This window comes from Pseudomonas sp. 3B-A001-10F (genome assembly GCF_056313565.1).
The window spans coordinates 22,869-38,028 of sequence record NZ_JBQYFW010000004.1 but is presented as its reverse complement, the minus strand read 5'-3'; the positions used below and the strand labels follow the sequence as shown (position 1 = coordinate 38,028).

At 62.5% G+C, this 15,160-nt stretch carries 9 protein-coding genes; 2 read left to right on the top strand and 7 right to left on the bottom strand.

Annotated elements, in window-relative coordinates; all coding sequences use genetic code 11:
* Positions 1-31: 31 nt before the first annotated feature.
* The 3 genes from AC0ZWN_RS05680 to AC0ZWN_RS05670 form a co-directional block, all read right to left on the bottom strand.
* Positions 32-6,439 (bottom strand): Ig-like domain-containing protein, encoded by a 6,408-nt coding sequence (locus AC0ZWN_RS05680; RefSeq protein WP_476334349.1) that lies wholly within the window; start codon positions 6,437-6,439, stop codon positions 32-34.
* A 56-nt stretch (positions 6,440-6,495) separates the two neighbouring features.
* Complete coding sequence (locus AC0ZWN_RS05675; RefSeq protein WP_093440257.1) at positions 6,496-7,341, bottom strand: sulfotransferase family protein; 846 nt, start codon at positions 7,339-7,341, stop codon at positions 6,496-6,498.
* 150 nt (positions 7,342-7,491) lie between these two features.
* Positions 7,492-9,072: a glycosyltransferase family 39 protein gene (locus AC0ZWN_RS05670; RefSeq protein WP_476334348.1), complete on the bottom strand. Its 1,581-nt coding sequence runs from the start codon at positions 9,070-9,072 to the stop codon at positions 7,492-7,494.
* Between the two features lie 238 nt (positions 9,073-9,310).
* Here AC0ZWN_RS05670 and AC0ZWN_RS05665 point away from each other — a divergent pair, with 238 nt between their 5' ends.
* Both AC0ZWN_RS05665 and AC0ZWN_RS05660 read left to right on the top strand, forming a co-directional pair.
* On the top strand, positions 9,311-9,898 hold the full coding sequence (locus AC0ZWN_RS05665; protein ID WP_460089428.1) for a phage tail protein: 588 nt from the start codon (positions 9,311-9,313) through the stop codon (positions 9,896-9,898).
* Between the two features lie 54 nt (positions 9,899-9,952).
* Complete coding sequence (locus tag AC0ZWN_RS05660) at positions 9,953-10,264, top strand: DUF6916 family protein (RefSeq protein WP_064117422.1); 312 nt, start codon at positions 9,953-9,955, stop codon at positions 10,262-10,264.
* A 42-nt stretch (positions 10,265-10,306) separates the two neighbouring features.
* Here AC0ZWN_RS05660 and AC0ZWN_RS05655 read toward each other — a convergent pair whose 3' ends face one another.
* From AC0ZWN_RS05655 to AC0ZWN_RS05640, 4 genes are read right to left on the bottom strand one after another with little or no spacing between them, the layout of a single operon-like run.
* Entirely contained in the window at positions 10,307-10,801 is a 495-nt protein-coding gene (locus AC0ZWN_RS05655) for a GNAT family N-acetyltransferase (protein ID WP_476334345.1), read from the bottom strand.
* An 11-nt stretch (positions 10,802-10,812) separates the two neighbouring features.
* Entirely contained in the window at positions 10,813-12,909 is a 2,097-nt protein-coding gene (locus AC0ZWN_RS05650; RefSeq protein ID WP_476334343.1) for a site-2 protease family protein, read from the bottom strand.
* Positions 12,910-14,229: an efflux RND transporter periplasmic adaptor subunit gene (locus tag AC0ZWN_RS05645; RefSeq protein WP_476334342.1), complete on the bottom strand. Its 1,320-nt coding sequence runs from the start codon at positions 14,227-14,229 to the stop codon at positions 12,910-12,912.
* Complete coding sequence (locus tag AC0ZWN_RS05640) at positions 14,226-15,005, bottom strand: efflux RND transporter periplasmic adaptor subunit (RefSeq protein WP_476334341.1); 780 nt, start codon at positions 15,003-15,005, stop codon at positions 14,226-14,228. The genes AC0ZWN_RS05645 and AC0ZWN_RS05640 overlap by 4 nt, the downstream gene beginning before the upstream one ends.
* Positions 15,006-15,160 lie beyond the last annotated feature (155 nt).

The following is a 15,160-nucleotide window of genomic DNA, read 5'->3' as shown; positions in this document are numbered from 1 at the left end:
AGGTCCCGCACAGTGTTGAGTTATGGTTTTTTCAGGCCGATATTTCGCTGATGCCGACCTGTTGCAGTGCTGCCGCCAGGTTGTCGACCCGGTGCTGTTCGTTGTCTTTGAGTTGTTGCAGTTGCTGGCCCAGCGTCGGCGCGCCAAATACGCCGCGCAGGCCTTGAGAAACATCACCCGCCTTGAGTGACTGACTGCCGAACGCATTCAATGAATCGCGCTCGGCGGCACTGTCCTGATTGAACAGGCTCGCCAGTGTGCTGCTGCCGAACACGCCGCCGTCACCCCCGCCAAAACCAAGGAAGCCGTGACCGGATCCATCAGCGCCGCTGTCGCTGCTGCTGAACACTTGCGCGATGAAGCTCGGGCTGAGGGCTCCGTGATTCATGAAAATATCGCCCAGCGGACGGATGCCATTGCCGATCACCCGTTGCTCGAACAGCGGCGCGAAGGTCAGCGGGGAACCGAGATCGCCGGTCGGCGCGGTGAAAATGATCGGTTGTAACGGCACGTTCGGCGGCGGTGGCGGCGCCACCGGATCGCTGCTGCGAATCAGTGGATCGGGAATCACCACACTGGTTGGCGTAGTGGGAGGAACGACCGCCGGCACGGTGTTGATCGCGTAATTGTTCGAGCTGCTGACACCGTTGCCGCTGTTGCCTGACAGATCACTGACCCCGGCGCTGTTGATGCTGATGGCATTGCTGGCGCTGTTGATGTTGGCATTTGGCGTCAGGGTCGCGGTCCAGGTTTTGCCGCCGTCGCTGCTGCTCAGGTTGGACATGGTGCCATTGCCGACATTGATGTCCGCCAGATCAAAACCACTGACCGCCTCATTGAAGGTGATGGTTACCTGTGAGGTCTGGCCGAGACCGAGATTCGGATTGGCAATCACCACCGTCGCCGTGGGCAGTTCGCTGTCGAGTGCATAGTTGTTCGACACCGCCACCGTGCCGCCGACGTTACCGGCCAGATCCGTGACGTTGCTGGTGTCCAGCGCGATGAAGTTGCTCGGATCGCTGACGTTGGCGGTCGGCGTGAAGGTCGCGGTCCAGGTCTTGCCGCCATCACCGCTGCTGAGGTTGCTCAGATCACCGTTGGTCACGCTCAGGTCGGACAAGTCGAAATTGCTCACCGCCTCGCTGAAAGTGAAGGTCACCGTGGTGGTCTGGCCGATGCCCAAGTGCGAATTGGCGACCACGATGTCCACCGTTGGCCGGGTCGCATCCAGCGCGTAATTGTTGGAGATGGCGATGCTGGCGCCAAGGTTGCCGGCCAGATCCTGCACACCGGCGGTGTCGACGATGATCAGGTTGGTTGCATCGTTGACGTTGGCGGTCGGTGTCAACGTGGCGGTCCAGGTGATGCCGCCATCGCTGCTGGTCAGGTTCGCCAGTGTGCCGTTGGCGACACTGATGTCCGACAGGTCAAAACCGCTGACTGCTTCACTGAACGTGATGGTCACTGTGGTGGTTTCACCGATGCCCAGGCGATTGTCGGCGACCACAAAGGTTGCAGTCGGCAACGCCGTGTCGATGGCGAAATTGTTCGAATCGGTGGTGCCGACGCCACTGTTGCCAGAAGCGTTGGTCACGCCACTGTTGTCGAGGGTGATCAGGTTGCTGGTGTCGGTGATGTTGGCGGTCGGCGTCAGCGTAGCGGTCCAGGTAATGCCGCCGTCGCTGGAGGCCACATTGCTCAAGGTGCCGTTGGCGATGGTCAGGTCAGCGTTGGTGAAACCGCTGACGGCCTCGCTGAAGGTGATCGTCACGATCGAGGTTTCCCCGGCCTTGAGCGAGGTGTCCGCAACGACAATGGTCGCCGTCGGCACTTCGGTTTGCACCGCGTAGTTGGCCGAGTTGGTGGTGCCGGTGCCGGCATTGCCCGCCAGATCGCTGATGCCAGCGTTATTCAGCACGATCAGGTTAGTCGCATCGCTGAGGCCAATGGTCGGGGTAAACGTGGCGGTCCAGGTGATGCCGCCGTCGCTCGACGAGACGTTGCTCAGCGTGCCGTTGGCAATGCTCAGGTCGGAATTGTCGAAGCCCGTGACCGCCTCGCTGAAGGTAATTGTGACGAGCGCGGTTTCGCCCGGGCGCAAGTCGGTATCACTGATAACGATGGTGGCGGTAGGGCGCTGGCTGTCGATCACATAGTTGCCCGAGTCGGTGGTGCCGCTGCCGGTGTTGCCCGCCACGTCAGTGATGCCGGTGTTGTCCAGGGTGATGATGTTGCTGGTGTCGGTGATGCCCGCCGACGGCGTAAACGTCGCCGTGTAGGTGATGTTGTCCGACGTACTCAATCCGGAGAGCGTGCCGTTGGCCACAGTCAGATCGGCCAGAGTCAAACCGCTGACCGCTTCGCTGAAGGTGATGGTCACGGTGGTGGTCTGGCCGACGCCCAGTGCCGAGTCGGCGAGTGCAATGGTTGCCGTTGGACGTTGGGTGTCGATGGCGTAATTGTTGGAGTTGGTGGTGCCATTGCCCGCGTTGCCGGAGGCGTTTTGCACGCCGCTGTTGTCGAGGGTGATCAGGTTGGAGGCGTCGGTGATGTTGCTGGTTGGCGTGAACGTCGCCGTCCAGGTGATGCCGCCATCGCTGCTGCTCACCGCCGTCAGCGTACCGTTGGCAATCGTCAGGTCGGCATTGTTGAAACCGGTAACGGCTTCGCTGAAGGTGATGGTCACCAGCGACGTTTCGCCGATGGTCAGGCTGTTGTCAGCGACGACGATGGTGGCGGTCGGTGCCACGGTGTTGATGGTGAAGTTGCCCGAGTTGGTCGTGCCCGTGCCGGCGTTGCCGGCCAGGTCAGCGATCCCGGTGTTGGCCAGGGTGATGATATTGCTGGTGTCGTTGACCCCCACGGTCGGCGTGAACGTCGCTGTCCAGGTGATGCCGCCATCCGCGCTGCTGACCGCCGTGAGCGTGCCGTTGGGGACGGTGAGGTCGGCGTTGGTGAAACCGCTGACCGCTTCGCTGAAGGTAATGGTCACCAGCGAGGTTTCACCGGCGCTCAGGGCAGGATCGGCCATCACAATGGTCGCCGTCGGACGCTGGGTGTCGATACTGTAATTGTTCGAATCGGTGGTGCCGCTGCCAGCGTTACCGGCCAGGTCGGCAACACCGGTGTTGTCCAGCGTCACCAGGTTGGTGGAATCGGTGATGTTCGAGTTCGGCGTAAACGTCGCTGTCCAGGTAATCCCGCCGTCCGCACTGCTGACCACCGTCAGGGTGCCGTTGGCGATGGTCAGGTCGGCGTTGGTGAAACCGCTGGCCGCTTCACTGAAGGTGATGGTCACCAGCGAGGTATCGCCGATCTTCAAGGTGTTTTGCGCGAACACTACGGTGGCGGTCGGCCGCACGGTGTCGATCGCGTAATTGTTCGAGTCGGTGGTGCCAGTGCCCGCGTTGCCCGCCAGATCCGCGACCCCGCTGTTATTCAGGGTAATCAGGTTGGTGGCGTCGGTGATGCTGCTGGTCGACGTGAAAGTGGCCGTCCAGGTGATGCCGCCATCAGCGCTGCTGACTGCGCTCAACGTACCGTTGGCAATGCTCAGATCGGCGTTGGTAAAGCCGCTGACCGCTTCGCTGAAGGTGATGGTCACCAGCGAGGTTTCACCGATTTTCAGCGCAGTGTCGGCGACCACAATGGTTGCCGTCGGCCGTGCGGTGTCGATCGCGTAGTTGTTGGAGTTGGTGCTGCCAGTGCCGGCGTTGCCGGACAGATCATTGACCCCGGTATTGTCCAGAGTGATCAGGTTGGTGGTGTCGGTGACGCTCGTGGTTGGCGTCAGCGTGGCGGTCCAGGTGATGCCGCCGTCGCTGCTGCTCAGTCCGCTCAAGGTACCGTTGGCCACCGTCAGGTCGGCGGCGGTGAAGCCGCTCACCGCTTCGCTGAAGGTGATGGTCACCACAGAGGTTTCGCCTGCCGCGAGATTGGTGTCGGCAACGACAATGGTCGCTGTCGGACGCACGGTGTCGATCGCGTAATTGGCTGAATCGGTGGTGCCGCTGCCGGCGTTGCCGGCCAGATCCGCCACCCCGGTGTTGTCCAGGGTAATCAGGTTGGAGGCATCGGTAATGCTCGCGTTCGGGGTGAACGTCGCCGTCCAGGTGATGCCGCCGTCGGCGCTGCTGACATTGGTCAGCGTACCGTTGGCAATTGTCAGGTCGGCGTTGGTGAAACCGGATACCGCTTCGCTGAAGGTAATGGTCACCAGAGATGTATCGCCAATTTTCAGCGCGGTGTCGGCCATGACGATGGTCGCGGTCGGGCGCTGGGTATCGATCGCGTAATTGTTCGAGTTGGTGGTACCAACACCGGCCACGCTGTCGGACACGGCCGTGACCCCGGTGTTGTCGAGGGTGATGAGGTTGGTGGTGTCGGTAATGTTGTTGGTCGGCGTGAAGGTCGCTGTCCAGGTAATTCCGCCGTCGGCGCTGGAAACACTGGTCAGCGTGCCGTTGGCAATGGTCAGGTCGGCGTTGGTGAAACCGCTGACCGCACGACTGAAGGTGATGGTCACCAGCGACGTTTCGCCGATTCTCAGCGCGGTATCGGCGACCACGACGGTGGCGGTGGGTGGTTCCACGTAAGCGGTGTTGAGCGTACCGCCGTTGTTGTAGATCCCCACCAGTGCACTCGGCGTCGTGCCGGTCGAACCGCCGTTGGAAAGACCCCCGCCCCCGCTGGCGGCGCCGTTGCCGCTGATCGCCGCGAAGTTGCTCGCGGTGATCAGCACCACACCGCCGTTGTTCCAGATCGCCCCGACGCCGCGACCGCCGGCACCGCCATCGGCACCGTTGCTGCCGACCCCACCGCCACCACCACCGCCGCCGCCGGCAGCAATGTTGTTGCTGATGACCGAGGTGCCGATGACTTTCAGGGTGCCGCTCGAAGCGTTGTAGATACCGCCCGCCGCATTGCCGCCGACGCCGCCGACTTTGTCCCAGCCGGAACCACCGCCGCCGCCGCCAATCGACAGGCTGCCGTTGCTCGCCGAACCGCCATTGCCGCCATGACTGTAACCGGCACCGGCGCTGCCGCCATTGCCGCCCACGCCACCGGTGCTGGTGCCGCCTCGGCCGCCCATGTCGGTCGGGCTGTAACCACCGCCATAACCGCCGGCATTGGCACTGCCTGCGCCGCCGGCATAAGTGCCGGTGGCTGGGCCGGACGAACCACCATGGCCACCGGTCTGGCCGCCGATACCCGCGCCACCGCCACCGCCACCGCCGACGTAACCGCCGGTCACCCCCCCGCCGCCGCCACCGCCGGAAGCGGCGTTCGCAGTCACGGTGACGTTGTTCAGGGTAAGAATGCCGGCGTTGAAAATGCCGCCACCCATGGCGCCCGCCGCCGCCGAGCCGCCATTACCGCCGTTGCCCGCCACCAGACCTTTGGTGATCACCAGGCCGTCCAGCGTCACGGTGGCGCCGGAAGTGATTTCCACCACACGGGTCTTGTATTGCCCGTCGAGGGTCACGTCGGCGACGCCGTCGTTGTTCAGGTCGCCATCGACGGTGATGCTCTTGTTGATCAGCAATTCCGACGTGAGCTGAACGGTCATGCCGGAACTGAACGTGACAATGTCGCCGTTCTGCGCCGAAGCCAGCGCCGCGCGCAGGGAGCCGACACCCGAGTTGAGGTTGTTGGTCGCCGTCCAGGTGGCCAGGCCCCACTGGTACTCGCTCATGGCTTTGCTCGACAGCACGTTGGCGCTTTCGATGGTGCCGGTGGCGATCTCCAGATCCCAGTCGCCGCCGACGCCGGTGCGATTGTTCGAAGCGGCCACATCACGTCCGGTCAACTGCGCCAGCGAATCGACGAAACTCAAGCCACGATCACCTTCGGCGGTGTAGCAGCCGTAAATCAGGATGTCGCCGCCAGCATTCATGTCCTTGCCGATTTCCGCGAGAACTGCGCTGCGCTGGGCGACGTTGTCTGCCGAGAGATAACTGTTGCCCAGCCACAAGTCACCGGCGTTGCCGTGGGCAATGATCTGCACCGAGCTGACGCCGTGATGCTGATCAAGGAAGTCGGCGATCTGTTGCAAACCATCCTTGCTGGCGTCGAGTTTCACCACTTGCGTGCCGGGAGCAATGCCTTGCAGCAGGCTGTCGGCATCCTTCACCCGCGAATCGACGAACACCACACTCTGACCGGGCACCGCGACCGGGCTGGCCGCCGGCGTGGCATCAGCCTGGCCGTGGGTGTCTTTACTCGCTACGGGATGCTCGGCTGCCGGCGCCTTGGCCGCATCGGCAGCGGTGGGTGCATGGCTGTCGGCTTGCGCAGCGGTATCGGCCACGGTGGCGGCCACCGCGCCGTCGAACAACATGCGCGGCTCCAGCGACATGATCATCGGCGAGGCCAGCGAACGCTGACCTGCGGTTGCCCGAGACCTGACTTTTGCACCGCCAAAAATGCTCCACCACATGTTGCTCACCCGAACTCGAACGAAGGTACGTAAGGCATCAATGAAAAACGCCGCGATCAACTGATCGCGGCGTCGGACTTCATACGAATGACATTGGCGGCGCTGGCTGAGCCATCGAGCCAAAAGGACAAATCAGCGTATTGCTTGAACAGGTCGGGCGGCAGAATGGTGCGCCGTGACTGCAAGGCCACTTTCGGTTTGACCTTGTGCAGGCCAGCCAGGCCAAGGCCTTGGTCGAACGCCGGCGCGTCATAGGCCAGATGTTCGAAATCGTGCTCGAACCAGGGCTCACCGATGAATTCATAGACCAGCCGCAGCACGCGCTCCGGTGCCTGGGTCAACAAGTCGTAATCGATGATCAGCAGTGAGTCAGCGTGTTCGCCGTAATAGGCTTCCTTGAGCGCCGCCCAGGCAAAACCCACCAGGCGATTGCGCTGAGCCAGGGTTTCGCAACGGCTGTACACCGTGTTGCGCTCCACGGCATCGCCAAACAGTTTGGTGTTTTCAAAGGGATTGGCGCGGTACAAGCGTTCAAGACTGTCCATGACCCAAGCGACGTTGCGTACGCAGGCGATGACTTTGGCTTGCGGAAACAGATCGTTGAGTGCCGGCAGACGCGAGCTCCACTGCCGATTGGTGTCGAACACCACCGGTTTGTCGGCCTTGTCGGCATAGTAGGAGTCGAACAGACCACGCAACAGACGACGGCGCATGTCGGTGTCAATTACCGCGCCGTATTCACTGCCGGCGCTGCATTGCTCGAGGACACTGGCGAACAGCGATCCGACCGGGCTGGTCATGCCGGCGTGAAAGCGCGGGTTCTGCAAAAGAATCGCAGAAAGCAGGGTGGAGCCTGAGCGCGGCAAGCCGGAGATAAAGTGGAACTGCTGCAATCCCTTCACCCTGATCAAAAGTCCCTTTGTCCGACAAAGCGTAGTCCAACAACCCCCCTGCGACTAGTAGTGTTTTGATATCAAATCAGAGCAAAAAGAACTAACCAGTTAATTTTTTATCGCTGATTTAAAGGTGAAACGTTTTAGTCTGAACAGTCGCTATTCGGCTGCGGATTTCGGCGTGATCAAGCGCGCTTGCGCCCCGCCCGCATGGACTTGCGCGCTGATCTGCCAAGTCGCGGGCAGCGCTGCAAACTCTGTCGGGTCATCCTGGGTGCCGACCAGCCATATCCGCGCGTTGCCAGAAACCTCGGCAAGGCTGTCGAGGTAGACATCGTCGCTGACCAGCGTACCGAAACCATATTGATTCGGCCGCGTCGAGCCGCCGTCTGCAGCCGGCGGCGTGTACAGCCGCACCTGTGCACCGGTGCGATCGTAGTAGACGTAACTCAAGTACCAGAGCATGTCGCTGGTGATGATGCGATCACCGGGCTGGAAATGCTGATTGACGTAGTTCACCACGCGATCGAACTGATCACTGCTGTCGACCGCCGCGTTGTTGTTCAGACCAACCATTTCCACCCCGAGCAACGCCACCAGCAGCGCTAACGCGAGGACCCGCACGCGGCTGTACAAACGGTCGATGGCCAGCGCCGCCAGCAGCGGCAACCCCAAGGCGTAGGCGGTCAGATAGCGCTCGATGAATACCGGCGTGATGAACGACACCGCAAACACCAGCAACAGCGGTAAGCCGGTGTACAACGCCAGCAGGACACTGCCGCGCGACACGCTGCGATCACGAATGACCGCCACCGCCGTCAGCAGCAGCAATGCCAGCGGCAACGCGCCGAACACCAGCAACGGCAGATGTTCGCCGTCATCCTGGATCAGCCATGTCCAGATCATCGACGGCAACGACGCCAGCGTCACCGGATCTTCCCAGCCGACATCGCCACCGACCTTGAGTTGTTCCATGTGCTGCGTCAGATCGAGCAGGTTGGGCAGCCACGGCAGGTACAACGCCGCGATGGCCAGATTCGCCAGCCACCAGCCCCGGCGCTGGATATGCCGCAAGCGATAGCCGCGCTGGAACCGGATCACTCCCAGATAAACCCAGTGACACAGCGCCGCCAGCACCGCGAAGTAATGGGTATAGAACGCCGCCGTCATCAACAGCGCATAAACCACCAGATAGCGATGACGCTGCGGCCGGCGGATCCAGTAGACCAACGCCAGCGTCGCGGCGATCAACAACAGGCCGAGCAGCGAATACATGCGCACTTCCTGGCTGTAGCGCACCGCCGTCGGCAACAGCGCCAGCAGCAGGCCGGCGAGGATCGCAGCGCGGCGCGTGGCCAAGCGATCCACCAGCCAGACGCCCATTCCGACTGCGGCGAGGCCGGCCAGAGCGCTAAGACAGCGAATGGCAAAAATCCCGTCGCCGAACAGTTCGATCCAGCCATGCAGCAGCATGAAGTACAGCGGCGGATGCACATCAAACGCCGCGTGGCGCCAGATATCGCCCAGCGAGTAGCGCGCCAGTAGCAGGCTGGAACCTTCGTCGCCCCAGATCGCCGCCGCAGTCAGGTCGTAAAAACGCACAGCGGCGGCCAAGAGCAGGATCGGCAGCAGCCAGTGCTCCCTCGCCCAACGGATCAAGGGCAAGCGGACAAACCACGAACCCGGCGTCGCATGCGGATCCTGTGTGTCGCCCACCGGTGTCACTCTGTTGACCGCCATTACTTCCTCTTGCCGTGCCACGACACCACGCCTGTATGAGCCCGAACCTGCCAGTCACTCTAGGTCAGGCGCAGGAGACCCGTCGATGCCGATTTGCGACTTCACGACACCCGGCAACCTTGCCAATCCGCGTCTACGCTCTGGCGTGGCGTGACCTGGCCACGGAGTGCCAAGGCAATAGCACCAGCCTGATCCCACTAGCGGCCCGCCGACAACCAATCAGAAGGATAAGGACTTTATGGACGTTTACATGGGCACTGTTCTGACGTTTGCCTTCAACTACGCGCCCAGCGGCTGGGCCTTGTGCAACGGTCAGATCATCGGCATCAACCAGAACCAGGCGTTGTTTGCATTGCTGGGCACCACCTACGGCGGCAACGGTACCGTCAACTTCGGCCTGCCCAACCTGCAGAGCCGCATGCCGATCTGCCAAGGCAATGGCGGGGGCCTGACGCCGAGAGTCATGGGCGAAATCTCCGGCGCCGAACAAGTCACCGCCACCCTCAACAACCTGCCGAACCACACTCACACCCTCGCCGGCCTCACCGCCACCACCACCGTGCAACTGGCCAACCCGGCCAGCAACCCGGTGGGCGCTCCGACGGCGACCAATGCCTACATCGGCGCTTCGGGGACCGGGCCGGGTCTGGCGAATATCTTTTCCGATGCCCAGGGCACCTCAGCCATTCCTCTCAAAGGTGCTGCGACCACTATCAGCGGCACAATCTCGCCAACTGGCAACGGCTTGCCGCTGCCCATCATGAACCCGTATCTGGTGATGAACTTCAGCATCGCGCTGAACGGCATTTTCCCTTCGCGTAACTGATCGACCACCGGGGGATCACCCTCCCCCGGCTCCCCACTTTGCCGGAGCGAGACCATGCTGCAATCGGTTAAAAGCCAACATTTCCAGGCCCTTCTCGGGCGGATCGGCACCCTGTATCTGCCCGATGGCAGCGCATTGCAAATCCATATCGGCGAACTCGCAGAGAAACCGCTGGCGCAAATGCGTTACAGCGAGCGCATGCCATTCAGCGTCGAACTGAGCAGCCTGGAAGCGACTGAATTCGTCGATGGTTTATGTGCACTGGAGTTGCCTGAACTGGGGCGAGTGGACGGCATCTTCGTGTCGCGGGTACCACCGATGGGGCGGCCGCCAGAGCTGGCTTACTTCCACATCACCTTCAACTGACCCGAACCGAAGGAGCAGCCTTCGGCGGCTCCTGCACGGAGATTACTGGGGATACCAGACCAGTCGCTCTGCCGCCGGGTTGCGTTCTTCTACGGCGAAACCCAGCGCCAGATAATGCCGTCGCGCATGGGGATTGCTGGTCCAGACCACCGTCGCCACCGGGCAGCGAATCTGCTGCGCGGCTTTCTGCACGCCTTGCAGCACCGCCCGCCCAAAACCCTGGCCACGCGCCTGCGGAATGAACGCCAGGTACAACACGCGAATCTCGTTGGCGCCGAAATCAGTACTCAACGCGCCAATCGCCGTGCCGAGTTTTTCTACCACGTAGTGCATGGCGTTGGGGTAGTTGTCGCCCATGCCCTGCTCCTGCACCTGAAACTGCTGCGCGACCAGTTGCTGCACCTGTTCCTGCTCGCCGTCGACCCATTGCAGGTCCGGCCGCGCCGTCTGATACAGGCCCTGCAAAAACGGCGCGTCGGTTGCCCGCGAAGGTCGCACCACCAATCCGTCTGCCGCCACTGCTGCGTTGTCCGCCATCGTGCTCTCCGTTAGAAACCGCTTTCCCTGACCCCCAGCGCCGCCATTCGCCGCCAGGCTACGCCGAGCAGTGACTCGCCGCTGCCCTGCAAAATCACAACACCGCGCAACGGTTGCGGCGGTGGCGGCGCGGTATCGAGCACGCTGAGCCGCGCGCCGTATTGCGCCTGCACCGGTTCGGCCCGCTGCTGTTGATCGCGGCGCACGGCAATCGGCCCGTGGTGATCGGAGGTCAGCGCCTCCTGATCGACGTAGGCCACGCCATTGGTGTCGATTTCATTCAATTGCACGGCGAGCGCCGGGTGCATCGGGTCATCGGCGATGAAGCGGCCACTGGCCCCGGACTTGACTCGCCACAATTCGGCTTCGGCGAGATAACCGCGCAGGCGCGCGCCGTCTTCGACGACCCGTGCCAGTGCATCCTTGCTCGACAACCAGCGCCCGACCGTCATGTTCGGCAGCAGATCACGCACGCTGCCGGCCTGCGGTGCGCGCAGCAGCAAGCGTTCGCGTTGCGCCGTCAGCCCGCGGTATTCGGCGACCGCTTCGGCCAATCGCTGCTCGACAATGCCAGCGTCGGCGGCGGTTTCGCTGCGACTGGCCTGACGGCGCATCAACAGCTGCTGGATCTGGATTTCCCGGCGCACGATTGCCAGTCGCGATTCTAGATCCGGTGACTCCAGTTCGATCAGCACATCGCCCTGCGCGACTTTCTGCCCGTCCGTCACCTTCACCGCTTTGACCCGCGCCGCCGTCGGCGCGTGCAGGGCACTGGCGCGCCCGGCCTCGAGCATGGTCGGCAACTCCACCGAACTGCGCCACGGCACGATCAGCACCAGCAACAATCCGAGCAGCGCCAACCCACTGAGCAGCACGCGCGGGCCGTGCGCTTGTTCACGGCGGCTCCACCACTGACGCCACTCACGCATGATCGGCAGAAAGATGAACCACACCAGTTCCACCAGCATCAGGAAGATCCCCAACACCTTGAAAAACAGGTGATAGACCGCCAGTGCGATCCCGAAAAACAACGCCGCACGCCACAACCATGAGCCATACCCCCAGATCAGCAAACGCCGTTGCATCTTCGGCGACCAAGGCTCCGGCGCCGGGGCGCCATAACCGAACAAAAACTCGCGCAGGCGCCAACGGCACAGGGCAAATGCGCGCCCCTGCAAGTTGTCGACTTCCCAGAAATCACTGATCAGAAAATAACCATCAAAACGCATGAACGGATTGAGGTTGACCACCAGCGTGGTGATCCACGTGGCGCTGGCGAGCATGAACGCCGCTGTGCGCCCCGGTCCATCCGGCAGCAACGACCATGCGAGTAGCGCAATACACGCCAACAGCAATTCCGCGAGCACACCGCCGGCACCGATCAGCAATCGCGCACGGCGATCATTGACCCGCCAGGCGTCGCTGACATCGGTGTAGAACATCGGCAGCAAGACCATGAACGCCACACCCATGCTCTGCACTCGACACCCGGCGCGCTTGGCCATGAACGCATGGCCGAATTCGTGACAGAGCTTGGCAAAGAACAACGCCACGCCAAACGCCAATGCGCCGCCGAGGCTGAACAGGTGTGGAAACGTGCCGATAAAACGCTGCCAGTCGCGCGCCACCAGAAACACACCCAACGCCAGCGTCGCCGGTAAACCATAACGCAGCAGGCGCGGGCCGAAGCGCGCAAGCCACGGCCACGCGCGATTGAGAAACGCGTCCGGGCGCCATAGCGGAATACGGAAAAACAGATATTGATGCAGGAGGATTTGCCACAGGCTTTGCTTCTGCGCCAAGGCCTTGAGGCGGTAGCTGGCGCGCTGTTGATCGTCGAGCGCACTGATCAAATCGTGTCCGCGCAAGAACTCCAGCAACTGCTCAAGCTCGGTGCCGGCCAACGGTAAACCCGGCTCGCGATTGGCCGCGCGCAAGACTTGCTCGGCGTCGCCCAACGACCAATGGCGCAACAAGCGCATCGCCGCCGTGCCCAGTTTGAAATAACGCCCGCGCACCGGATCGGCGAGGGTCCAGCGCGGCGAACCGTCCAAGGCTGGTGCCGCGGGCGACAGTTGCAGGTCGGCACGCAGGCTCGGCAGATTCATCTACAGACCCACACTCTGGCGCAAACCGGCCAGTGGCCGGCGCAGCAAGTACAGCGCCAGCGGCGCGCGGTCGCCGAAGATTTTCGCCGTGCCGCGCAGGCCGATGCGTGGCGGTGCCTCGGTAAAATTGGCGTCGAGCCGATAGGCCAGTTGCCCGCCCGCCGTCGGCTGCGCCTCGTACGCCGAGCGTTCCAGTGTGGCGAGATGGCGCTTCAGCGGATCGCTGTCGAGAAACAACGCCACTTCGGCACCAGACTCCAACGAGATCGCGTCGCCCACCGCCAGTTCGATACGTAGTTCGGCCTGATTGGGGTCGGCAATATCCATCAGGCGTTCGCCGGTCTGCACCGGTTTGCCAGTCAAGCGCTCGGCGTCGGCGAACACCGCGATGCCATCGCGTTCGGCACGCACTTCGCTGCGCTTGAGCAGCTCACGGGCGTAGTCACGTTCGGCGCGCTTTTGCTCAGCGCGAGCGGCAAGCAAGTCGACTTTTGCGCTCGACTCGGCATCGGCAAACGAGCGCTGGGAATTGGATTTCAGTTCAGCTTCGGCCACACCCAACGCACGCTCAGCGACATCGGCCTGCGCCTTGAGCGTGGTGCTTTCGAAACGCACCAGCACATCGCCGGTTTTCACCGTTTGATTGGGTTTGACCAGAAACTCGGCGATCACTCCGTCCAGCGGCGCCGCCACCACGCGCCCGCCAAGCGGCACCACTTCGGCCGGGGCCAGCACCGATTGACGCACCGGAAGCAACAGCCCGAGCAACAGCACCGCGAGCAACGCCACCTGACGCTTGCGGGTCCAGCGCAGCCGCCACGGTTTGCGCGGTTGCAGCGCCAGCCAGGCGTGGCTGTAGGTGTCACCGAGTTGCGACAGCAAGACTTGTTCGGAAGGATTCCACGGCACATCGCGCGCCAGCCACAAGCCGCCGAATACCCGCGCGTCGCGATCCACCAGCGGTAACCAGAACACCTGCGCAGCGGACAGACTGCGCCAGTCGGTCTGGATCGATTCGCTGAGCAGTTCCGGCGCGATCACCCGCGCTTGCTTCAGCACATCCTGCTTGAACAACTGCGCCACGGCCTGCTCGACGAACGCCACGAACGGCGCATTCGGCTCGACCGCACTGACGCCCGTCACGGCTTGTACCTTGCCGGCAATCAATAACGCGGCATGGCGAAAGCCAAACAACGACTGGCCGTAATTGACCAGGCTGTAGGCCAGTTGCGCGGCATCACGGGCAGCGCGAGTCTGCCGTTCAAGGTCGAGAAAGCGCGCGAACACCTGTTCAGCGCCGCCGCTCACCGGCGCGTTCACTTAAGCTCCGGGAAACGCGCGGTGCCGCTCATGCCGGCGAGCAAACCTTTGGCTTCGGGAAGTGTGGCGACCAGCAACAGGGTCTGACTGCCCTCATCGATTCGCGCGCCGAGACGCTTGACCGTGGCGTCGATGGCCTGGCCGGTTTCATCAGGAACGAAGCTGAAGGTCTGGCCGGGCTTGAGTCTGGCCATCCAGCGCGACGGCACCAGCAAATGAATTTCGAGGGTGCGGTTATCGACGACATCGAGCAGCGGTGCACCGGCCGGCACGCTTTCATAGCGCTGCACCTTGCGCTCGACCACTTGCCCGTCGAACGGCGCGACGACGCTGCAGCGCTTGACCTGCACTTGATACACCTGGGATTGCGCCTGGGTTTCGCTGACCTTGGCCTCGGCCCGCGCCACTTCGAAACGCCCGACAGAGTTGAGTGCAGCCAACTGTTTGTTGTGCGCCAGCTCTTCACCGGCACCCCGGCTGGCCGCTTGTGCGGCATTCAGCTGCGCTTGATAGGCCGAGCAATCGAAACGGGCCAACGTATCGCCCTTCTTGAACGACTCGCCCTCACTGAACGGCAGTTCGACAATCCGCCCGGAAAGCTCACTGGCCAGCGTCGCCTGATCGCGCGCCCGCAACACCCCCCGCGCCTCACTGCTCGCGGTGGCCGCCGCCGTCCCCGGATTATCCAGCAGCGGATCGTCTGGCCCGGGCGTTTGCGCCTGAACTGCACACGTTATTAAGGTCAATCCGATAACCCAACCGCGAAAACGCTGCATAACCGCTACTCCCTGACGGATGTGCGGAGTCTACGACAGCGGGGGTTAGCGTCAAGCGAAAGGCCATCACTCTTCGGAAATGTAATGTTTCAAAAGAGAAAGCCGCTCTATGACCGTTTAAAAGATGTAGGCAAATTCCGGCGTCCTACACGAGT

What these genes read in the sequence shown, in the direction of transcription:
- AC0ZWN_RS05680 (WP_476334349.1), bottom strand. Translation starts at nt 6,439, where the DNA reads ATGTGGTGGAGCATTTTTGGCGGTGCAAAAGTCAGGTCTCGGGCAACC.
- AC0ZWN_RS05670 (WP_476334348.1), bottom strand. Translation starts at nt 9,072, where the DNA reads ATGGCGGTCAACAGAGTGACACCGGTGGGCGACACACAGGATCCGCAT.
- AC0ZWN_RS05665 (WP_460089428.1), top strand. Translation starts at nt 9,311, where the DNA reads ATGGACGTTTACATGGGCACTGTTCTGACGTTTGCCTTCAACTACGCG.
- AC0ZWN_RS05660 (WP_064117422.1), top strand. Translation starts at nt 9,953, where the DNA reads ATGCTGCAATCGGTTAAAAGCCAACATTTCCAGGCCCTTCTCGGGCGG.
- AC0ZWN_RS05655 (WP_476334345.1), bottom strand. Translation starts at nt 10,801, where the DNA reads ATGGCGGACAACGCAGCAGTGGCGGCAGACGGATTGGTGGTGCGACCT.
- AC0ZWN_RS05650 (WP_476334343.1), bottom strand. Translation starts at nt 12,909, where the DNA reads ATGAATCTGCCGAGCCTGCGTGCCGACCTGCAACTGTCGCCCGCGGCA.
- AC0ZWN_RS05640 (WP_476334341.1), bottom strand. Translation starts at nt 15,005, where the DNA reads ATGCAGCGTTTTCGCGGTTGGGTTATCGGATTGACCTTAATAACGTGT.